Genomic DNA, 21,943 nt, shown 5'->3' on the forward strand with positions numbered 1-21,943 from the left:
TCGTGGTCATTATTGACACCGCGCGGGGGAATGTGGGCGAAAAATAACCACAAATTACAAAAAACCCCCGCACTGAAAAGTCCGGGGGTTTTTTTACAACTACATGTTGTCATCTGTCTAACTCTTAGACAGCTTAACGGGAAGAATGGGAGTGCACATGAAGTGCGAAACACATGGCGATAGCTACGAGCCACAACGTAGCAAAGGAGGTTTACGATGACCGGTGCACAACTTGTCGTAGCCGCTTTAAGACAGCAAGGCATCGAGACGGTGTTTGGGTATCCTGGTGGAGCCATCATGCCAATCTACGATGCGCTATATGATGGTGGTGTAGAACATATCTTATGCCGTCATGAGCAAGGGGCCGCCATGGCCGCTATAGGAATGGCCCGCGCGACACAAGACGTAGCAGTTTGTATGGCTACTTCTGGACCTGGTGCCACCAATCTTGTTACTGGCCTTGCCGACGCCTTCCTAGATTCCGTGCCACTTGTCGCCATTACCGGTCAGGTTGCCAGTTCTCATATCGGTACCGATGCTTTCCAAGAAATGGATGTGATCGGAATGTCCCTCTCTTGTACCAAACACAGTTACCTAGTGACTGACATCGAAGACCTTGCTCCAACGCTTGCCGAAGCGTTCGAAGTAGCGAAAACAGGCCGCCCAGGTCCAGTTATTGTCGATATCGCTAAAGATGTTCAACTTGCTCAAGCACCAACTGAACTTCTGCCTCCCTGTGTTCCACCAGCCATCCCACAAGTCCGCGATGAAGACATCCAACGCGCACAAGAAGTTCTCGCCGCTTCAACTCGCCCAGTTTTGTACGTAGGCGGCGGTGTTCAACTTGCTAAAGCAACAGATGCCGTTCGTGAGTTTCTACGCCTAAACCCTATGCCAGCAGTAAGCACTCTGAAAGGGCTGGGTACCATTGAACGCCATGACCCACACTACCTTGGTATGTTGGGTATGCACGGCACTAAAGCAGCCAATCTTGTTGTACAAGAGAGTGACCTTTTGATTGTGGTAGGAGCACGTTTCGATGACCGAGTAACGGGTAAGCTTGATACATTCGCACCCCATGCCAAGGTCATTCATATCGACATCGATGCGGCAGAGATACACAAACTGCGTCATGCAAATGCGCCATTGCGTGGTGACATCAATACCATTCTTCCTCAGTTAGAGTTAACACAAGATATCTCACCATGGGTTCACCACAGTGAAAGTCTACGTAGCGGTTTTAAATGGCGTTACGACCACCCAGGCGAGTTAATTTACGCTCCTCTGTTACTTAAACAGCTGTCTGACATGATGCCGGACAGCTCGATCGTGTCGACTGACGTAGGTCAGCATCAGATGTGGGCAGCGCAACATATCCAACCGCGTAACCCACAAAACTTCATCACTTCTGCTGGTCTAGGTACGATGGGCTTTGGCTTACCTGCTGCAATGGGCGCTGCTGTCGCACGTCCTGATGATCAGTCTATCCTTATTACAGGTGACGGTTCATTTATGATGAACGTGCAGGAGTTGGGCACGCTGAAGCGTCGTCAGATTCCAGTAAAGATTGTCCTCCTTAATAACCAACGTCTTGGCATGGTTCGCCAATGGCAGTCGCTGTTTTTTGACGGCCGCCATAGTGAAACCATTCTTGATGACAATCCAGACTTCGTGATGCTGGCAAAAGCGTTCGATATCCCGGGTAAAACCATCACCAAGAAAGAAGAAGTCGAACCGGCTCTCAAAGAGATGCTAGAAAGTAAGACTTCTTACATGCTTCACGTTTTAATCGATGAAGAAGAGAACGTGTGGCCATTGGTGCCACCAGGCGCATCCAACAGTGACATGTTGGAAAATACTTAGGAGACAATCACATGGACAGATATTTACTCGACATCAAAGCCGATGACAAACCGGTACTGTTAGAGCGCGTTCTTCGTGTGATTCGTCATCGAGGCTTTGTGATCAAACAAGTTGCGGCGACGCAAAACCACGAAAGCAAAGTCGCCAGCGTAGAGATCATCGTCGACAGTGACCGACCAATCTCGTTCTTGGTTAATCAAATTGAAAAGTTGTGGGATATCCGTACCGTCGAGGTACTGAAAATTCGCAATGACGAACTCCCAAATCACAACCTACAACAACACGTGAGCGCATAAGGAAGGCAATAAATGGCAACGAAAACCGCAGATTTCATTTGGTTTAATGGTGAGATGGTTCCATGGGCAGAGGCAAACGTACACGTTTTGACTCATGCGATGCACTACGGCACCTCTGTTTTTGAAGGCGTACGCTGCTACAACACACCAAAAGGACCAATTGTCTTCCGCCATCGTGAGCATGCACAGCGTTTAAAAGACTCCGCAAAAATTTACCGCTTCCCTATCCCTTTCTCTGTAGAGGAAATCATGGAAGCAACACGAGAAACACTTCGCCAAAACAAACTCGATAGCGCTTATATCCGTCCACTAGGTTTTGTGGGTAATGTTGGCTTGGGCGTATGCCCGCCAGTAGGCACTGAAATGGAACTCATCATTGCTGCTTTCCCTTGGGGTTCTTACCTAGGTGAAGAAGCGCTAGAAGCTGGTGTTGATGCCATGATCTCTAGTTGGAATCGTGCAGCACCAAACACCATCCCAACTGCGGCTAAGGCAGGCGGTAACTACCTATCTTCACTATTGGTGGGTGGAGAAGCTCGCCGTCACGGTTATGACGAGGGCATCGCACTAAGTGTCGATGGTTATCTATCTGAAGGGGCGGGGGAGAATATCTTTGTTATCAAAGATGGTGTCATCATCACGCCACCAGCAACCAGTGCGATTCTACCAGGTATTACTCGTGATTCGATCATGACGATTGCACGCGACAAAGGCTATGAAGTACGTGAAGCAAACATTGCTCGTGAAGCACTTTACCTTGCCGATGAAGTTTTCATGACTGGTACCGCAGCTGAAGTTGTACCAGTGGCAACCATCGACAAAATTGAAGTGGGCACCGGTAAACGCGGCCCAATCACTAAAGAACTGCAAGCGGCCTACTTTGGCCTATTTAACGGCACCACGGAAGACAAGTGGGGCTGGTTAGACTATGTGTACCCAGAACAGAAGTAAGAAGGATTAAGAAATGCCAAAATATAGATCAGCTACCACCACACATGGTCGTAACATGGCGGGTGCACGTGCTCTTTGGCGTGCTACTGGCGTAAAAGATGAAGACTTCGGTAAACCAATCATCGCCGTTGTGAACTCATTTACTCAATTTGTTCCGGGTCACGTACACCTAAAAGACATGGGTCAATTGGTTGCCGGTGAAATAGAAAAAGCCGGCGGCATCGCAAAAGAATTTAACACTATCGCAGTCGATGACGGCATCGCAATGGGCCACGGTGGCATGCTTTACTCACTGCCTTCACGTGAACTGATTGCCGACTCAGTTGAGTACATGGTGAATGCGCACTGTGCCGATGCAATGGTGTGTATCTCTAACTGTGACAAAATCACTCCGGGAATGATGATGGCTGCAATGCGCCTAAACATTCCGGTTATTTTTGTTTCAGGCGGTCCTATGGAAGCAGGCAAAACCAAGCTTTCAGATCAGATCATCAAACTAGATCTTGTTGATGCAATGATCCAAGGTGCCGATCCAACCGTTTCTGATCAACAAAGCGAACAGATCGAACGCAGCGCATGTCCAACATGTGGATCATGCTCAGGCATGTTTACCGCAAACTCGATGAACTGTCTAACAGAGGCATTGGGTCTGTCTCAGCCAGGTAATGGCTCAATGTTGGCGACTCACGCTGACCGCGAGCAATTATTCATTAACGCAGGTAAACGCGTGGTTGAACTAACTCGCCGTTACTACGAACAAGATGATGAGTCAGCCCTACCACGTAATATCGCTAACCGCGCAGCCTTCGAAAATGCAATGGCACTGGACATCGCAATGGGCGGCTCTAGCAATACGGTTCTGCACCTGTTAGCAGCCGCACAGGAAGGTGAAATTGACTTCGACATGAACGACATTGATGAAATGTCTCGTCGCGTTCCACACCTCTGTAAGGTGGCACCGTCAACGCAGAAATACCATATGGAAGACGTGCACCGTGCTGGTGGTGTCATGGCGATCTTGGGTGAACTTGATCGTGCAAACTTGCTAAACGGCAATACACACACAGTGCTTGGCATGACGATGCAGCAACAACTTGCTGAATACGACATCATGCAAACGGAAAACGAAGAAGTCCTTAAGTTCTTCCGTGCTGGTCCTGCGGGTATCCGAACAACTCAAGCCTTCTCTCAAGATTGCCGCTGGGATCGCCTTGATGACGATCGCGTAGACGGTTGTATCCGTTCAAAAGAAAACGCCTTTAGCCAAGAAGGCGGCCTAGCCGTTCTGTCTGGCAACATCGCAGTGGATGGCTGTATTGTGAAAACCGCTGGCGTAGATGAAGAAAACCTTAAGTTCCAAGGTCCTGCAATCGTCTTTGAAAGCCAAGACTCTGCTGTTGATGGCATTTTAGGTGGCAAGGTAAAAGCGGGTGAAGTCGTTGTTATTCGCTACGAAGGTCCGAAAGGTGGTCCGGGCATGCAAGAAATGCTTTACCCAACCACGTACCTAAAATCGATGGGCCTTGGTAAGTCTTGTGCGCTACTGACAGATGGTCGCTTCTCTGGTGGTACATCAGGCCTCTCAATTGGTCACGCCTCTCCAGAAGCAGCCAGTGGCGGTACTATCGGCTTGGTTCAAAATGGCGACATCATCACCATTGATATTCCTAGCCGCTCTATCTCACTGGATGTTTCAGAGGAAGAGCTTACTGCACGTCGAGCAAAACAAGACGAACTAGGCTGGAAGCCAGCGAACCGTCAGCGTGAGGTCTCTTTTGCTTTGAAGGCGTACGCAAGCATGGCAACCAGTGCTGACAAAGGTGCAGTGCGAGATAAATCTAAGCTCGAGGGCTAGCTTTATGAGTCAACCCTTTCCCTTAAAACAGGAAAACCAGTCTGGTGCAGATTATCTGCGCCAGATCTTGCGCGCTCCTGTGTACGAAGTGGCAACCGTCACCCCTTTACAAGAGATGCCGCGCCTTGCTGCACGCATTGGTAACAATGTGCAGATCAAACGTGAAGACCGTCAACCAGTGCACTCGTTCAAGCTACGTGGCGCCTACAATATGGTAGCAAGCTTATCCGAAGCGCAAAAAAACGCGGGCGTGATTGCAGCATCTGCAGGTAACCACGCTCAAGGCATGGCGCTTTCTGGTACTAAGCTTGGCATCAAGACCACTATCGTGATGCCAAAAACCACACCAGACATCAAAGTCGATGCGGTACGTGGTTTCGGTGGCAACGTGGTGCTGCACGGCAATAACTTTGATGAGGCAAAAGCGGAAGCTGAGCGCCTATCCGAATTAAACGGGTACACCTTTGTCCCTCCCTTCGATCATCCATTGGTGATTGCAGGTCAAGGCACCATCGGTATGGAAATGCTGCAGCAAAATGGTCACCTTGATTACATCTTCGTCCCTGTTGGTGGTGGCGGTTTGGCTGCGGGTGTTGCGGTACTTGTGAAGCAACTCATGCCAGAAATCAAAGTGATTGCAGTTGAACCTGAAGATTCGTCATGCCTCAAAGCCGCTTTGGATGCTGGTGAGCCAGTGGTACTAGACCAAGTCAGCATGTTTGCCGATGGCGTCGCTGTAAAACGCATTGGCGAAGAGACTTTCCGTCTATGCCAAAAGTACATTGATGGCCATATTGCAGTCTCTAGCGACGAAATCTGCGCAGCAGTAAAAGACATCTTTGAAGACACTCGCGCCATTGCTGAACCTTCGGGCGCACTTGCTCTAGCGGGTTTGAAGAAGTTTGCTGAGCAAAACAAACTGCAAGGTAAGAATTTAGGTACTGTGCTGTCTGGTGCAAACACCAACTTCCATGGTTTACGTTATGTTTCTGAGCGTTGCGAGCTTGGTGAGAAACGTGAAGGTTTGCTTGCCGTCACCATTCCTGAGCGTCAAGGTGCGTTCTTTGAGTTTTGTAACTTGATTGGCGGCCGTGCCGTGACGGAGTTCAACTACCGCTACAACGATGACGCACTGGCAAATATCTTCGTCGGTGTGCGTTTGCAAGGCGGTCAGGAAGAGCTAGAAAACATCATTCATGATTTACGTGATGGTGGCTACCCTGTGGTTGACCTGTCAGATGACGAAATGGCGAAACTGCACGTTCGCTACATGATTGGTGGTAAGCCGTCTAAGCCGCTTAAAGAGCGCCTCTACAGTTTTGAATTCCCAGAGTATCCGGGAGCGCTACTTAAGTTCTTAAGCACACTCGGTACTCATTGGAATATCAGCTTATTCAACTACCGTAACCACGGCGCTGACTACGGACGCGTTTTATGTGGTTTCGAGTTAGATGAAAGCGACTTAGCTCAGTTTTCCGCGCATTTACGCGAACTTGGCTATCAATGTAAAGACGAAACGGACAACCCGTCTTATAAGTTTTTCTTGTCGTAGCCGACATCAAGCTATACAAAAATCCCTCGCCATGGCGAGGGATTTTTTATTAACGTTGAACCAATGTGATTTCCGCCGCATCTGGCTCTGGCGTCTTAAACTCGCTGTATTGTTGATAATTAACGACACGGTCTCGGCCTTGGTCTTTCGCAAGGTACAGCGCCTTATCCGCCATCTTCACCAGCCCCTCAATATCCGAAGCCGGTTCTGGATACGTTGCAACACCAATCGACACACTTAACTGCCCTAACGACAAGCCTTTGTGCTCAAGATGCAGCGCTCGGATCTGATCAACTATATTTTGTGCATAGTCGGTCGCGGAAGCCATATCGCAATGCGGCAGAATCACGGCTAACTCTTCCCCGCCCAAACGACAGGCTGTTTCATCTTCAGAGACGGTGCGTTTTAATAGCGCGCTGATCTCTTTCAATACGTAATCACCGGCATCATGACCAAAGTTGTCGTTAAAGCGCTTGAAATGGTCGAGATCAAGCATCAATAGCGACATGGCTTCTGTGCTGGTCGCTGAGTTGTTTACGTGCTCTGTGAGCTTTTGCTCGAAGAAACGGCGGTTGTACAACCCCGTTAACGGATCACTCAACGCCTGAGAACGTAACTTCTCTTGGAGACTCAAGTTCGCTAATGCTAAGCCTAAATGTTCCGCCACGCTGTACGACAACTGCATGGTCATCTCATCAACTTCAATCTCACCTTGGCCAAAATACAAATGCATGATACCGATGGTATTGCCGTGTGCAGTTAGAGGAATACACAGCGTCTGGTTATTTTCGATCGATGCCATATGTTCACAAGTTAAGTTATGGAATGACTCAATCGATAAGTGACTGCGACCTTTACGCAGTGACCAGCATTCATCAGGAGCAAATGAGCGACTTCCTGGCCAGCTATCCCCCCAATCTAGTTGCGTGACTAACTGGTTTCTTGAAGAGCGCATCAGAGAAATACTGCCATTCACCTTACCCAAAATACGAGGGACGATATCCTCTACAACCATCTGAGCTTCAATCAAATTGTTACATGCTGCCAGCATATTGGCCAAACGATGCATTAACTCAATTTCCAATGTACGCTGACGAATGCGCTCATCTTGTTTTTTCTGCTCTTCGGATACTTTATGGATGATTTGACGATGGCTGAAAATCGAGGTTGCGATAAGAAAGCCAATACTCAGTACCACCATTACACCTAAGATCGCCATCAATTGTGATGTCATGGTTTTCAAATGATGCATCGGTACGGCGAGTACCACGACGAACTCTTGAGAATCGATAACAACCTTGCGTGAGACGTAAAACAGATCAACAGACAACACTTCACTAAAGCGTACGTCGTAGCCAGACCCATTCTCCCAAGCTTGGACAAATTCAGGTCGGTCGCTGTGACTTTCCAGTCCAATTAAAGCGCGGTCTGACAGCGCAGTATCTCCGACAACGGTGCCCTGCTCATCAAGTACTTGAATACGAGCATCTGCATCAGCTTGCGTTAAGTCACCGATATAATCATCGATATCAGAATCGTGAGCGAAGCTCGGAGCATCTTCCTTAATTTCATAGATAACATCGGTAAGCAGAGATTCCGTTGTTCGCTGCACAGAATCATGCACTGAACGCTCAAGCGTTATATAAAACCCGTATAACCCCACCAACATAAACACAGACAATGTGATGATCGGTAAGATTTGCCATTTTCTATCCACTAATTTTGACATAATCGTTCATCCTAAATTTACCGAACTTTGTTTCGGTTTTTAATGAATTGACCACATTGTCAACACGTGTTTCGGTCAATTTTCAATTTTATGAATGTTGTAGCCAATCTCGATGAAGTTGACTTGACGAGCCAAGATAATCCACCATCCATTGAATCAACTTATGGTTATCGTCCTTACGCCACACCAAACAACACTGGCTCAGCGGCTTATCATCCGGCAGCACTTTTTCTACCAGTACACCATCATTAATAAGTGGCATAGCGATATGTCGTGGCATGTATCCTACGCCGACCCCATTTTTTAGACACTCAATCGCACTGTACCAATTAGGTAAAAGCAAACGTCGTTGTTTCGGATAATGCCCAGTGTGACGTTTTGGCAAGACGTTTGACGTATCATCTAAGCAAATAGCCGGAAATTTACTGACAAATTCTTCGGTAAGTATCTGCTGACGAACGCAAGGATGAGCCGGAGACATTACGAATGCCCAATCGAGTACGCCCATATCTTTGACTTCAAAATCGCCACCAACAGGAATTGCAGAAGTAGCACCAACCACGATATCAGCTCGTTCCTGAGCGATAGCCTCCCAAGAACCATTAAATACTTCCATGTTGATTTGCAGCTCTGCAAATTCAAACTCTCGATAAAAGTCTTCAACCAAAGGTTTGAGCTTGTCGAGCTTGACCACGTTATCCAACGTGAGCTTCAACGTTGATTGCCAGCCATGAGCTGCACGTCGAGTTTGCGCTTTCACTTCTGCCATCTGTCTCAATAATAAACGCGCTTCAGCAATAAAAAGTTCTCCCGCTGGCGTGAGTTCTACCTTTCTCGGCAAGCGGCGAAACAGCACCACATCCAGTTCTTGTTCCACTTGACGTACGCCATAACTGATCGCCGACGGCACCTTATGCAACACTTCGGCAGCCGCAGTAAAACTGCCCAAGCGAGCAACCGTATCGAGCATCTCCAACGAAGATTTTGAGAACATGAATATCGACCCTTCAAAAAATTTGATTGATAACTAATAATTTTAGCGTTTTATTTTCTTAAAATCGAAAAATAGAATGGCGAGGTAAATAAATCAGGGTTAGCGCTAACTGATACTGAACAATAAATGATTAAATAATTTGATTGGTTGAATCATGAAAATCTCAAAACTACAGCTTGTTTATCTCGCAGCCTTATCAATGCTCGGCTTTATTGCTACCGATATGTACTTACCGGCATTCAAAGCAATGGAAATCGATTTTGCTACAGGCCCTGAACAAATCGCACTTTCTCTGACCGTATTTCTTGTTGGTATGGCTTTTGGTCAGTTGATGTGGGGCTTGGCTTCAGACAAATTTGGACATCGTAATACGTTGGCCGCAGGTTTGGTTCTGTTTACCATAGCCTCATTTGGTCTCGCGTTCAGTGAGCAAGTATGGCAACTACTCGCACTGCGCTTCGTTCAAGCGATTGGTGTTTGTGCTCCTGCGGTGATCTGGCAAGCGATGGTGATTAAACGTCACTCTAGCCAAAGCCAGCAAATTTTTGCCACCATTATGCCTTTGGTTGCGCTATCACCAGCACTCGCACCTCAATTAGGTGTGTTATTGGCAGACAGCTTTGGCTGGCACAGTATTTTTGTTGCATTGACGCTAATGGGTGTACTACTCGTTGTAGCAACTATGGCTCAGAAAGATGAAAAAGTAGAGGCAAAACAAACCAGTATGTCTTCAGACATCAAATCACTACTAGGTTCTAAAGCTTACCTAGGTAACGTGTTTATGTTTGCTACTGCGTCTGCGGCTTTCTTTGCTTACTTAACCGGTATGCCTGAGATCATGTCTCAACTTGGCTATGAAGCGAAGGACATTGGTTTAAGCTTTATTCCACAAACTATCGCCTTCATGGTGGGTGGTTACTTAGGTAAGGTTGGCGTTCGCAAATACGGTGACGAGAAGATTCTGCGTCAGTTGATTGGCCTGTTTAGTGTTGCTGCACTGCTTATCTTCGCTGCGTCACAATGGCAACTGACCTCTATCTGGCCAATCCTAGCGCCATTCTGTTTGATTGCGGTAGCTAACGGTGCACTTTATCCAATCGTAGTAAACCGCGCATTAGCAAGTGCTCAGCAAAGTCCTGCTACGGCTGCTGGCCTACAAAACAGCCTGCAAATTACCGTGAGCAGCCTATCAAGCGCACTTGTTGCAGCAATGGCGAGCCAAGCTCAAATGGTGACCGGTGTTGCGATTGTGATTTGTATGGGTGGTCTGTGGATGGGTTACATTCTATCTAACCGTGAATTGTCTCAGCACTTCACGACACCTGACAATGCTCGTGTGGTGAGTGAAGACGAGCTTTAAAACACCTTCAAACTCAGTCTATAAAGCAATAAACAAGAGCCGCACTATGCGGCTCTTTGTTTTTCTAGGATAGCTAAGAGTAAGAGCTTACATACTCTTCAAGCCCCATTTTTCAGCAGTTTGCTTAAAGAAGCCTTGAGTCTTCTTAAGCTCAACCCAGTGGTTGATGTAATTTATCCATACTTGGTCATCTTGAGGCAAGAGCATCGCAATTGGGGTTGGCTTGCGCGGCTCTTTGACTGGAACAATCGCCAACTGTTTAAACTTCTCCACCAGCGTGGCCGCTTCTACGTTTGATGTTACCGATACGTCGGCACGGCGAGCTAGCAATTCTTGGAAGTCACGTGCTGGCGCTTCAATCACAATATGCTGCGCAGATGGAAAGAAGTCTTTGACCAACTTCTCTTGAACCGTTCCTAGCGTCGCTGCTACTTTCACATCAGGCTTATCGAAGTCTGCCCAATCAGAGAATTTTGCTAGATCTTTCTTTTGCACCACAGGTACAAACGCAAGATAAAAATACGGTTGGCTATAACCTGCTACTTTTGCCCGTGACATATTCAATGATGCGCTACCTGTAATATCGTATTTGTTGGCCGTGATACCGTTAACCAGTGTTTTCCAATCGGTCGCAACGTATTCCACCTTAACGCCCAGATCTTTAGCAAGCTCAGCGGTGACATCGATATCAAAACCACGATAACCATTGGTCGCAGGATCTTTCATCGTCATCGGGTTCCAATCCCCTGTCGTCCCGACACGTAACACACCTTTGTCCAATATCTCTTGTAGACGACTTTCTGCATGAGCGACTTGAGTTATCGCAAGCAGGCACATTCCTAGCGCAAGCAACGTTTTTTTCATTTTCTATTCCCTTAAAAGAATGAGAGTGGGAGATATTCCCTTTAATTATTAACCATTAGTACGGCTTCATTGATAACATAGCAGCAACAAAGGAAGTTTTTTAGTCAGTTCAGGGAGTAATTGTGAACTATAGACATCTGTGCCTCGTTTCATTGCTTTTTCTCACCGGTTGCTCTGACTACCAATGGGGCTGGTATGTTCTTGATCCATCGACCGAACAAGGGCTGACAAACATCAGATTTCTGGTCGCAGGCTTTAATGACACGGTCCAAGTGTCATTGCTCAGTATGTTGTTTGCGATGACGATTGGATTGCTCATCGCCCTACCCGCGCTCTCTGACTCTCCAATACTCAAGTGGATAAACCGTGTTTATGTGGAGGTGATCCGCTCTATTCCTGTTCTGGTACTGCTGCTTTGGGTGTATTACGGCATGCCGACGCTGCTAGACGTATCACTGAATCATTTTTGGGCAGGTGTGATTGCGTTAACCATTGCAGAAAGTGCCTTCATGGCAGAAGTATTTAGAGGCGGGATCCAAGCTATCAGTCGTGGCCAACATGAAGCAGCAGAGTCACTTGGATTAAACTATTGGCAAAAAATGCGTTTGGTGATTCTTCCCCAAGCTTTCCGACAAATTCTCCCTCCACTGGGGAATCAATTCGTTTATATCCTTAAAATGAGTTCGTTGGTCAGCGTAATAGGTTTAAGTGACTTAACGAGACGGGCTAATGAATTGGTCGTGAATGAGTACTTGCCATTAGAGATCTATACGTTTCTCGTCTTAGAGTATTTGGTACTGATTCTTTTGGTCTCTCAAGCGGTGCGCTGGTTAGAGAAGCGCATAGCGATCCCAAGTCACTAAACTCTATCTTTCACAACACCAGATACAACAAAGCCGCTCATCAAGAGCGGCTTTGTTTTTTTGAAGTAAGCGAATTAAGCTTACTTTTTCTTAACTGGACGTTGCCAACCGGTAATTTTGCGCTCTTTCGCGCGAGAGATCACAAGCTCACCTTCAGCGACATCTTTGGTTAACGTAGTACCAGCACCAATGGTCGCACCATCAGCAATCGTCACTGGCGCGATAAGTTGGCTGTCTGAACCAACGAAAACGTCGTTGCCAATGATGGTCTTGAACTTGTTCGCACCATCGTAGTTACAAGTGATGGTACCAGCACCGATGTTAGTACGTTGACCGATTTCTGCGTCACCTAGGTAAGTTAGGTGGTTCGCTTTAGAGCCTTCACCGATACGCGCGTTTTTCACTTCTACGAAGTTACCCACGTGAGAGTCGTTACGCATCTCTGCGCCAGGACGTAGGCGTGTGAATGGGCCAACCGTACATTCTTCACCAACGGTTGCACCTTCAATTACGCTGTATGGGCGAACGATGGTGTTATCGTCGATTTCACAATCTTTTAGAACGCAGCCTGTACCAATCACTACGTTATCACCCAGTGATACTTTACCTTCGATGATTACATTCGCGTCGATTTCACAGTCCATACCACATTGCAGTTCACCACGTAGGTCGAAACGCGCTGGGTCGCGCAGCATAACGCCTTGTTCTAGCAGTTTCTGTGCTTGCATTGATTGGAACGCACGCTCTAAACGAGCCAGTTGAGCACGATCGTTAACACCTTCCACTTCAATCGCGTTTACTGGGTGCACTGCCTCTACCGCACGACCTTCATCGTGCGCGGCCGCGATAACGTCAGTTAGGTAGTATTCACCTTGTGCGTTTTCGTTATTTAGACCAGCAAGCCAGCGCTTCAGGTCACCGCCTGTCGCCACCAACACACCAGTATTACATTCTTTGATGAGCTTCTGCTCTTCTGTCGCATCTTTTTGCTCAACGATCGCCACAACAGGGCCATTTTTACGGATGATACGACCGTAACCCATTGGGTTATCAAGCATGACGGTTAATAGCGCGATGCCGCCCGTAGGTTGTGCATCAAGCAAGTTTTCAATCGTTTCAGCTGAAATCAGTGGAACATCACCATATAGAATCAGTACTTTTTCATCGTCTTCAAACTTTGGAGAAGCTTGATCAACTGCATGACCCGTACCTAACTGCTCAGCTTGCAGTACCCAATTAACCGGTTCTTCAGCAAGCGTCTGATGCATTTGGTCACCACCGTGACCATAAACTAAATGGATGTTTTGTGCGCCTAGGCCAGTACATGTATCGATAACATGTTTTGCCATTGGCTTCCCTGCTAAAGTGTGAAGCACTTTAGGCATGTTCGAATACATACGGGTACCCTTACCCGCAGCTAGGATCACAGCACTGAATCTCATGATTAACCTATTGACGTTTTAGTTTTAATTGGGCGTTATTTTAAACACCTTGAAGGGAATAGTTAATGGCGGGATGTAAATTTCCTACTAAAATTAATCAAAAAGGCGACCAAATGGCCGCCTTTTTCATGCAACGTTGCTAATAGAGCTTAGCGACGCTTTTTGGTCAGCTCGATAACTCGTAGCTGAGCAATGGCTTTAGCCAGTTCACTGGCCGCTTGTGCGAAGTCCATGTCGCCATGCTGATTCTGGATTTGCTCCTCAGCGCGACGCTTGGCTTCTTCTGCCTTCGCTGCGTCTAGATCTTCACCACGAATCGCTGTATCAGCCAGTACTGTAGCAGTACCAGGCTGAACTTCGACCATACCACCAGAGACATAAATGAACTCTTCGTGGCCGTGCTGTTTCACAATACGCACCATACCAGGCTTAATAGCGGACAGGAGCGGAGTGTGGCCGTGGAAAATACCCAGCTCACCTTCGCTACCGGTCACCTGAAACGTTTCAACGCGACCTGAGAAAATACGTTTCTCAGCGCTTACTACGTCTAGGTGAAAGGTTATTGGTGCCATATCGCCTCCTAGTTAGCCTTATAGCTTCTTCGCATTCTCGATAGCATCGTCAATCGAACCGCAGTACATGAACGCTTGCTCTGGAATGTCATCGTATTCACCAGCTAGTAGACCTTTAAAGCCACGTAGAGTCTCTTTAAGAGGTACGTAAACACCAGGGTCACCTGTAAATACTTCCGCTACGTGGTAAGGCTGAGTTAGGAAACGCTCAATCTTACGTGCACGAGATACAACTTGCTTATCTTCTTCAGATAGCTCGTCCATACCTAGAATCGCGATGATGTCTTTCAGCTCTTTGTAGCGCTGAAGAGTCTGCTGAACACCACGAGCTGTGTCGTAGTGGTCTTGACCAACAACCAATGGATCTAGCATACGAGATGTAGAATCCAGTGGGTCGATCGCAGGGTATAGACCCATTGCTGCGATGTTACGGTTAAGTACAACCGTTGCATCCAAGTGCGCGAACGTTGTTGCTGGAGATGGGTCAGTCAAGTCATCCGCTGGTACGTATACCGCCTGTACAGACGTGATAGAACCTTGCTTAGTTGACGTGATACGCTCCTGTAGTACACCCATTTCTTCTGCAAGCGTAGGCTGGTAACCTACCGCAGATGGCATACGACCTAGAAGTGCTGATACTTCTGTACCTGCAAGCGTGTAACGGTAGATGTTATCGATAAACAATAGAACGTCACGACCTTCATCACGGAAACGCTCAGCCATCGTTAGACCTGTCAGAGCAACACGTAGACGGTTGCCCGGTGGCTCGTTCATCTGACCGTAAACCATTGCTACTTTTGATTCTTCAGGTTTCTCGATGTTTACAACACCCGCTTCCTGCATCTCAAAGTAGAAATCGTTACCTTCACGAGTACGCTCACCAACACCTGCAAACACAGATAGACCTGAGTGTTGAAGTGCGATGTTGTTGATAAGCTCCATCATGTTAACGGTCTTACCTACACCTGCACCACCGAATAGACCGATTTTACCACCCTTAGCGAATGGACAAATCAAGTCGATTACTTTAACACCGGTTTCTAGAAGTGCAGTTTCGTTTGATTGCTCTTCGTAGCTTGGTGCTTCACGGTGGATAGAGTAAAGCTCTTCCGCACCGATCTCACCACACTCATCAATCGCGTCACCTAGAACGTTCATGATACGACCTAGGGTTTTAGTACCTACTGGTACTGAAATTGGAGCGCCAGTGTTAACCACTTCAACTCCGCGACGTAAACCATCAGAGCTACCCATTACGATACAACGAACTACGCCACCGCCTAGCTGTTGCTGAACTTCAAGAACAAGACGTTCTTTTGAGTCCGTAACGTTTAGAGCGTCATATACACTAGGTACATTGCTCTGTGGGAACTCTACGTCGACTACCGCACCAATGATCTGTACGACCTTACCTGTAGCCATCGTTAATCCTCTAAACTATTTCGTTTAACCTAAGCTTAAACCGCTGCAGCACCTGATACGATTTCAGACAGTTCTTGTGTAATCGCAGCCTGACGGGCTTTGTTGTACACAAGTTCTAAGTCTTCAATCAGGTCACTCGCGTTATCCGTTGCAGCTTTCATCGCAATCATTCGAGCCGCTTGCTCACAAGCAAGGTTCTCAACCACACCTTGGTAAACCTGAGACTCTACGTAACGCACTAGAAGTGTGTCCAGTAGAGGTTTTGGTTCAGGCTCATAGATGTAATCCCATGAATGCTCACGCTGCATCTCTTCGCTGTCCGATTTAGGCAAAGGTAGCAATTGATCGATCGTTGGTTGCTGAACCATAGTATTCACAAATTTGTTAAACACTACGTACAGGCGATCCAATTCACCCTCATCGTATTTCTTTAGCATTACGCTTACAGAACCGATTAGGTCTTCAAGGCTTGGGCTATCACCCAGACCTGAAACCTGAGCAGCAACTTTTGCGCCACTGCTTTTGAAAAATGCTGTCGCTTTTGAACCAACAACTGCCAGTTCAACTTCTGCACCTTTCTCTTTCCAAGCCTGCATATCTGTCACAGCTTTTTTGAACACGTTAATGTTCAAGCCGCCACACAGGCCACGGTCTGTAGAAACGATGATGTAACCAACACGCTTGGCTTCACGCTCTTCTAGGTACGGATGACGGTACTCTAGGTTTGCGTTTGCCACATGACCGATCACTTTACGCATTGTTTCAGCGTATGGACGAGAAGCTTCCATTGCATCTTGAGAACGACGCATTTTTGAAGCTGCTACCATTTCCATCGCTTTCGTAATTTTCTGCGTGCTTTTAACACTACCGATTTTATTACGTATCTCTTTTGCGCCGGCCATCGTTACTCTCCGTTAGTTGGTGGCAGAAACTGCCACCGACCTAATTACCAAGTTTGGGTTGCTACGAAGTCGTCAGTCAGCTTCTTCAACTGAGCTTCAACTTCATCGTTGTACGCACCCGACTTGTCGATCTCAGCTGCAAATTCAGCGTATTGACCGCGAGCATACGATAGTAGAGCCGCTTCAAAATCTAGCAGTTTGTTTAGTTCAACATCTGCTAAATAGCCGCGCTCTGCCGCGAAGATAACTAGTGCTTGGTCAAATACAGACATTGGAGCGTACTGCTTCTGCTTCATTAGTTCTGTTACTTTTTGACCGTGGTCTAGCTGTTTCTTCGTTGCTTCATCAAGGTCAGACGAGAACTGTGCGAATGCCGCTAATTCACGGTACTGAGCTAGTGCAGTACGGATACCGCCAGATAGCTTCTTGATGATTTTCGTCTGAGCTGAACCACCTACACGAGATACTGAGATACCTGGGTCAACGGCTGGGCGAACACCCGCGTTGAATAGCTCAGTTTGTAGGAAGATCTGACCATCGGTAATCGAGATTACGTTAGTCGGTACGAATGCTGAAACGTCACCTGCTTGAGTTTCGATGATAGGAAGAGCAGTTAGAGAACCAGTCTTACCTTTCACTTCACCGTTAGTGAAACGCTCTACGTACTCTTCGTTTACACGAGCTGCACGCTCTAGTAGACGAGAGTGTAAGTAGAATACGTCACCTGGGAATGCCTCACGGCCTGGTGGACGTTTTAGTAGTAGAGAGATCTGACGGTAAGCTACCGCTTGCTTAGATAGATCATCGTAAACAATCAGTGCGTCTTCACCGCGATCGCGGAAGTATTCACCCATCGCACAACCTGCGTATGGCGCTAGGTATTGTAGCGCTGCAGATTCAGAAGCAGATGCAACAACAACGATAGTGTTAGCTAGCGCGCCGTGCTCTTCTAGTTTGCGAACTACGTTAGCGATAGTCGATGCTTTCTGACCGATTGCTACGTAGATTGAGAAAATACCAGAGTCTTTCTGGTTGATAATCGCGTCGATCGCCATTGCTGTTTTACCAGTCTGACGGTCACCGATTACAAGTTCACGCTGACCACGACCGATTGGGATCATTGAGTCAACTGATTTGTAGCCAGTTTGTACAGGTTGGTCTACCGATTTACGGTCGATTACACCTGGTGCGATTACTTCTACAGGCGAAGTCAGTTTTGCTTCGATTGGACCTTTACCATCGATAGGTTCACCTAGCGTGTTTACTACGCGACCTAGTAGTTCTGGACCAACTGGCACTTCAAGAATGCGGCCAGTACCTGTAACTTTCATGCCTTCCTTAAGGTCAGCATATGGGCCCATTACTACCGCACCAACCGAGTCACGCTCAAGGTTAAGTGCTAGTGCATAACGGCCACCCGGTAATTCAATCATTTCACCTTGCATCACGTCCGCTAGGCCGTGGATGCGGATGATACCATCGCTTACCGATACGATAGTACCCTCGTTGCGAGCTTCACTAACAACGTCGAAAGATTCGATGCGTTGTTTGATTAGATCGCTAATTTCCGTGGAATTAAGTTGCATGCTCCAATCCCCATTAAGACTGCAATGCATCGCTCAGGCGGTTCAAACGACCTCGCGCTGAGTCATCGATGACTAGGTCTCCGGCTCGAATAATAACCCCACCAAGTAGGGTCTCATCTACGCTGCAATTCAGCTTCACTTTGCGTTCAAGACGCACTTCAAGTTTGCTGCCAATATTTGCTAGCTGTTCATCAGAGAGTTCGCTTGCTGAAATGACTTCAACATCGATTTCTTTCTCATGTTCTTTCTTCAATAAGAAGAATTGCTCACAAACATCGGGAAGGGCCGTTAAACGACCATTCTCAGCCATAACCTTAATCAGGTTTTGACCGTGCGCATCAACTTGTTCACCGCAAACTGCAACAAAAATTTCTGCCATTTTCTCGGCGGAAACAGAACCGGTTAAAAGTTCATTCATTTGTTCGTTTTTGGCAACTTCAGTAGCGAAAGACAACATTTGGCCCCATTGGTCCAACTGGTCTTTGTCTACAGCAAAGTCAAAAGCTGCTTTAGCATAGGGGCGTGCGATTGTAGTCAAATCAGACATATGCGCCCCCAGACTTAAAGTTTTGCAGTAATGTTGTCGAGAATATCTTTCTGAGCGTCTTTATCGATAGTACGCTCAAGGATTTTCTCGGCACCAGCTACAGCCAGAGTAGCAACTTGTTTGCGCAGCTCATCGCGTGCACGATTACGTTCAGCTTCAAGTTCTGCTTCCGCTTGCGCTAGGATTTTCTGGCGTTCTGCCTGAGCTTCCTCGCGAGCTTCATCAATAATTTGAGACTTACGCTTATTCGCTTGGTCGATGATCTCAGTTGCTGTGCGCTTCGCTTCTTTCATCTGATCAGAAGCGTTGGCTTGTGCTAGATCCAAGTCTTTTGCAGCACGTTCTGCTGCTTGAAGACCATCAGCAATTTTCTTCTGACGTTCTTCGATCGCTTGCATCAACGGTGGCCATACATACTTCATGCAGAACCACACAAATAGTGCGAACGAGATTGCTTGACCTAGCAGAGTTGCGTTTATATTCACAACAGCTACTCCCTTTTAAGAATCAACTACAAAAATACAATTAACAGAGTTGTTAATTAGCCTGCTAGTTGACCCACAAATGGGTTTGCGAAAGTGAATAGTAGCGCGATTACGATACCGATCATTGGAACCGCATCAAGTAGACCTGCGATGATGAACATCTTAACTTGTAGCATAGGAGCCATTTCTGGTTGACGTGCAGCACCTTCTAGGAATTTACCACCTAGCAGTGCGAAACCAATCGCTGTACCAAGAGAAGCAAGACCGACGATAATACCTACGGCGATTGCAGAAAAGCTCAGTAAAGTTTCCATTACTATCTCCAATTTATAGTTGTTGGCTTAGTGCCCAAATAAAAAGCTTAAAAAATTAATGATCAGCGTCTTCGTGTGCCATTGACAGGTAAACAATTGTCAACATCATGAATACGAAGGCTTGAATCGTAATAACCAAGATATGGAAGATTGCCCACGGTAGTGAACCCATCCATTGTAAGTACCATGGTAGCATTGCCGCACAAAGAATGAATACAACCTCACCCGCGAACATGTTACCGAATAGACGCATACCAAGAGAAAGAGGCTTCGCTAGTAGCGATACCACTTCGATCAGTAGGTTAAACGGAATCATTAGTGGGTGATTGAATGGATGTAGTGCAAGTTCTTTTGCGAATCCACCTAGACCTTTCACTTTGATGCTGTAGTAAATCATCAATGCGAAAACGCCTAGAGCCATAGCCATGGTGATATTCACATCAGCAGACGGTACAACCTTAAGGTAAGGGATACCTAGCCAATGCTCTGCTGGGTAAGGCAAGAAGTCGATCGGGACTAAGTCCATCACGTTCATCAAGAATACCCAACAAAAGATAGTCAGTGCTAAAGGCGCGATCAGTGGGTTGCGTCCATGGAACGTGTCTTTGACGTTTTCCGCGACAAATTCAACGATCATTTCTACAGCACACTGAAGCTTACCCGGTACACCCGCTGTTGTTCCCTTCGCTACTTTGTAAAAAATTCCGAGGAAAATTAAACCAGTAAACCAAGAAAAAAACAGGCTATCGATATGTACGTTCCAGAAACTTGCTTCATCCGCTACCAAGCCTAACTTAGCTAAAGAAAGGTTTGATAAGTGGTGGGCAATGTATCCGGACGATGTTAGCGCTTCACCTGGCGCAGCCATAACTCATCCTATTTTTTGTTGTTAATGAATAGCACTGGTGCACAGATATTAATACCTAGTACCAGCAAATAGGTTAGTTTGAGGGGAACAAGTTCCACCTGCATATACATGTAGGCAACGTAGAATAGCGCAACCGTGATGAGAATTTTCAGAGCTTCGCCTGTGAAAAATGAAGCTGCAATACGCTTTGCAGCGCGAGCCCCACTAAACATAAAAGCAAAGAGCGCGAATACTGCATTGGCAACGACAAAAATGCCACCACCAACCAACGCTGAAAATCCCCATTCAGGATTCACGGCCACCGCCATTCCTGCCGCCACAAAAATAACCGCGCCAGACTGGATCATTAACAATTGCTTTGCGAGCTCTCGTCCTGGTCTAGCTAACGCAGCTACCATGTATTCGTACCTCTAGTAATATCCACTTCGCACTAAACTCTATGTGCAGGGAAATTGGCGAAAATTATACGGTGAGAACAATTGAATGCAATTATATTGCATCAAAAACTTACAGTTTTGTTTACAATCCGACAACTTTCACACAAAATTCGATTAAATTGATTAATTGACCTAAATCAATTATCTCATCTAGGCCTCTAGCTTGGCAATCAGTTGATCCAATTTGTGAGGCTCATCAAGACTTATCGTCACTTTCGCTTTGCCGTTTGCAGAACGGACCAAAGAAACCTTAGCATCAAGCAGTTGACTCAATTTATGCGACATTTGCTCCGCTTCGGTATCTTCTTGTTGCGCTTTTTGCTCATTTTGTGGCGCTAAGCACTTTTTTACTAACTGTTCGGTTTGGCGAACTGTCATTTGCTTCTTAGCGACTTGCAGGGCTACTTCAATTTGTTGTTCGCCTTCTAAAGCCAACACTGCTCGAGCATGACCCATTTCTAATTTTTTATTGGCGACCAGACCTTTTACGTCAATTTCTAATTGATTCAGACGTAATAAGTTACTGACGGTCGTTCTTGATTTGCCAATCACATCGGCCACTTGCTGATGAGTCAGCGTGAATTCATCTTGCAAACGCTCAAGCGCTTGCGCTTCTTCAATCACATTCAAGTCTTCACGTTGAATGTTCTCAATCAGCGCCATTGCGATGGCTGCTCGGTCTTCAACTTTTTTCACCAAGCAAGGAACACGTTTCAACCCTGCTTGCTTAGCAGCGCGCCAACGGCGCTCACCAGCGATAATTTCAAACTGACCGCCTGCGACTTGACGTACAACGATAGGTTGAATGATGCCTTGTGATTGAATCGAAGCCGCTAGCTCTTCTAGGGCTTCTGGCGCCATATCTTTACGCGGTTGGTAAACACCTGGTTGCAATTGACCGATCGCTAAATCCGTCAGTTCACCATCTGCCGACAATGCTTGGCTGTGCGATGCAATATGCTGTTTTTCACGAGCCAGCGAACTGGTCGACAACAGCGCATCCAGTCCTTTTCCTAGACCACGCTTAGACATGGGATGAAT

At 46.8% G+C, this 21,943-nt stretch carries 21 protein-coding genes; 7 read left to right on the forward strand and 14 right to left on the reverse strand.

What is annotated here, in order from left to right:
* Window positions 1-216: 216 nt before the first annotated feature.
* From ilvG to ilvA, 5 genes are read left to right on the forward strand one after another with little or no spacing between them, the layout of a single operon-like run.
* Complete coding sequence (ilvG, locus tag ATB76_RS23085) at window positions 217-1,863, forward strand: acetolactate synthase 2 catalytic subunit (protein ID WP_038870177.1); 1,647 nt, start codon at window positions 217-219, stop codon at window positions 1,861-1,863.
* 11 nt (window positions 1,864-1,874) lie between these two features.
* Window positions 1,875-2,159 carry an acetolactate synthase 2 small subunit gene (ilvM, locus tag ATB76_RS23090; protein ID WP_005440786.1) on the forward strand — a complete coding sequence of 95 codons (285 nt, stop codon included), beginning with the start codon at window positions 1,875-1,877 and terminating at the stop codon, window positions 2,157-2,159.
* Between the two features lie 12 nt (window positions 2,160-2,171).
* Window positions 2,172-3,110 carry a branched-chain-amino-acid transaminase gene (gene ilvE, locus ATB76_RS23095; RefSeq protein WP_039975997.1) on the forward strand — a complete coding sequence of 313 codons (939 nt, stop codon included), beginning with the start codon at window positions 2,172-2,174 and terminating at the stop codon, window positions 3,108-3,110.
* 13 nt (window positions 3,111-3,123) lie between these two features.
* The gene (ilvD, locus tag ATB76_RS23100; protein WP_038870179.1) at window positions 3,124-4,965 is read left to right on the forward strand and encodes a dihydroxy-acid dehydratase; all 1,842 of its coding nucleotides are present in this window, start codon (window positions 3,124-3,126) and stop codon (window positions 4,963-4,965) included.
* 4 nt (window positions 4,966-4,969) lie between these two features.
* Complete coding sequence (gene ilvA / locus ATB76_RS23105; protein WP_061036162.1) at window positions 4,970-6,517, forward strand: threonine ammonia-lyase, biosynthetic; 1,548 nt, start codon at window positions 4,970-4,972, stop codon at window positions 6,515-6,517.
* A gap of 49 nt (window positions 6,518-6,566) precedes the next feature.
* Here the strand turns inward: ilvA and ATB76_RS23110 are convergent, their stop codons facing one another.
* Together ATB76_RS23110 and punR are read right to left on the reverse strand one after the other, a co-directional pair.
* Window positions 6,567-8,246 (reverse strand): sensor domain-containing diguanylate cyclase, encoded by a 1,680-nt coding sequence (locus ATB76_RS23110; protein ID WP_061036163.1) that lies wholly within the window; start codon window positions 8,244-8,246, stop codon window positions 6,567-6,569.
* Between the two features lie 88 nt (window positions 8,247-8,334).
* Entirely contained in the window at window positions 8,335-9,240 is a 906-nt protein-coding gene (gene punR / locus ATB76_RS23115; protein ID WP_038875201.1) for a DNA-binding transcriptional activator PunR, read from the reverse strand.
* Window positions 9,241-9,394: 154 nt separating this feature from the next.
* On the opposite strand from punR, the gene punC reads away from it, so the two are divergent.
* A complete protein-coding gene (punC, locus tag ATB76_RS23120) occupies window positions 9,395-10,600 on the forward strand; it encodes a purine nucleoside transporter PunC (protein WP_038870183.1) in 1,206 nt (401 codons plus the stop codon).
* Between the two features lie 87 nt (window positions 10,601-10,687).
* Here punC and ATB76_RS23125 read toward each other — a convergent pair whose 3' ends face one another.
* Entirely contained in the window at window positions 10,688-11,464 is a 777-nt protein-coding gene (locus ATB76_RS23125; RefSeq protein WP_038870184.1) for a transporter substrate-binding domain-containing protein, read from the reverse strand.
* 122 nt (window positions 11,465-11,586) lie between these two features.
* On the opposite strand from ATB76_RS23125, the gene ATB76_RS23130 reads away from it, so the two are divergent.
* On the forward strand, window positions 11,587-12,327 hold the full coding sequence (locus ATB76_RS23130; protein WP_061036164.1) for an amino acid ABC transporter permease: 741 nt from the start codon (window positions 11,587-11,589) through the stop codon (window positions 12,325-12,327).
* An 80-nt stretch (window positions 12,328-12,407) separates the two neighbouring features.
* Here ATB76_RS23130 and glmU read toward each other — a convergent pair whose 3' ends face one another.
* The 11 genes from glmU to ATB76_RS23185 form a co-directional block, all read right to left on the reverse strand.
* The gene (gene glmU / locus ATB76_RS23135; protein ID WP_061036165.1) at window positions 12,408-13,769 is read right to left on the reverse strand and encodes a bifunctional UDP-N-acetylglucosamine diphosphorylase/glucosamine-1-phosphate N-acetyltransferase GlmU; all 1,362 of its coding nucleotides are present in this window, start codon (window positions 13,767-13,769) and stop codon (window positions 12,408-12,410) included.
* A gap of 149 nt (window positions 13,770-13,918) precedes the next feature.
* Window positions 13,919-14,341, reverse strand: coding sequence for a F0F1 ATP synthase subunit epsilon (locus ATB76_RS23140; protein ID WP_005429758.1), 423 nt, complete (start codon window positions 14,339-14,341; stop codon window positions 13,919-13,921).
* Window positions 14,342-14,359: 18 nt separating this feature from the next.
* Entirely contained in the window at window positions 14,360-15,763 is a 1,404-nt protein-coding gene (atpD, locus tag ATB76_RS23145) for a F0F1 ATP synthase subunit beta (RefSeq protein WP_038870187.1), read from the reverse strand.
* A 35-nt stretch (window positions 15,764-15,798) separates the two neighbouring features.
* Window positions 15,799-16,665 (reverse strand): F0F1 ATP synthase subunit gamma, encoded by an 867-nt coding sequence (atpG, locus tag ATB76_RS23150; protein ID WP_038870188.1) that lies wholly within the window; start codon window positions 16,663-16,665, stop codon window positions 15,799-15,801.
* A gap of 44 nt (window positions 16,666-16,709) precedes the next feature.
* Window positions 16,710-18,251 (reverse strand): F0F1 ATP synthase subunit alpha, encoded by a 1,542-nt coding sequence (gene atpA, locus ATB76_RS23155; RefSeq protein WP_038870189.1) that lies wholly within the window; start codon window positions 18,249-18,251, stop codon window positions 16,710-16,712.
* 13 nt (window positions 18,252-18,264) lie between these two features.
* A complete protein-coding gene (atpH, locus tag ATB76_RS23160) occupies window positions 18,265-18,798 on the reverse strand; it encodes a F0F1 ATP synthase subunit delta (protein WP_038870190.1) in 534 nt (177 codons plus the stop codon).
* A gap of 14 nt (window positions 18,799-18,812) precedes the next feature.
* On the reverse strand, window positions 18,813-19,283 hold the full coding sequence (gene atpF, locus ATB76_RS23165; RefSeq protein ID WP_005451032.1) for a F0F1 ATP synthase subunit B: 471 nt from the start codon (window positions 19,281-19,283) through the stop codon (window positions 18,813-18,815).
* 56 nt (window positions 19,284-19,339) lie between these two features.
* Complete coding sequence (gene atpE / locus ATB76_RS23170) at window positions 19,340-19,597, reverse strand: F0F1 ATP synthase subunit C (RefSeq protein ID WP_005372317.1); 258 nt, start codon at window positions 19,595-19,597, stop codon at window positions 19,340-19,342.
* A gap of 55 nt (window positions 19,598-19,652) precedes the next feature.
* Complete coding sequence (gene atpB, locus ATB76_RS23175; protein ID WP_020195196.1) at window positions 19,653-20,465, reverse strand: F0F1 ATP synthase subunit A; 813 nt, start codon at window positions 20,463-20,465, stop codon at window positions 19,653-19,655.
* Between the two features lie 8 nt (window positions 20,466-20,473).
* Entirely contained in the window at window positions 20,474-20,863 is a 390-nt protein-coding gene (locus ATB76_RS23180) for a F0F1 ATP synthase subunit I (RefSeq protein WP_038870191.1), read from the reverse strand.
* 189 nt (window positions 20,864-21,052) lie between these two features.
* On the reverse strand, window positions 21,053-21,934 hold the full coding sequence (locus ATB76_RS23185; protein ID WP_061036166.1) for a ParB/RepB/Spo0J family partition protein: 882 nt from the start codon (window positions 21,932-21,934) through the stop codon (window positions 21,053-21,055).
* Window positions 21,935-21,943 lie beyond the last annotated feature (9 nt).

The sequence above is a fragment of the Vibrio sp. MOR3 genome, from assembly GCF_001557775.1.
GTDB lineage: Bacteria > Pseudomonadota > Gammaproteobacteria > Enterobacterales > Vibrionaceae > Vibrio > Vibrio jasicida.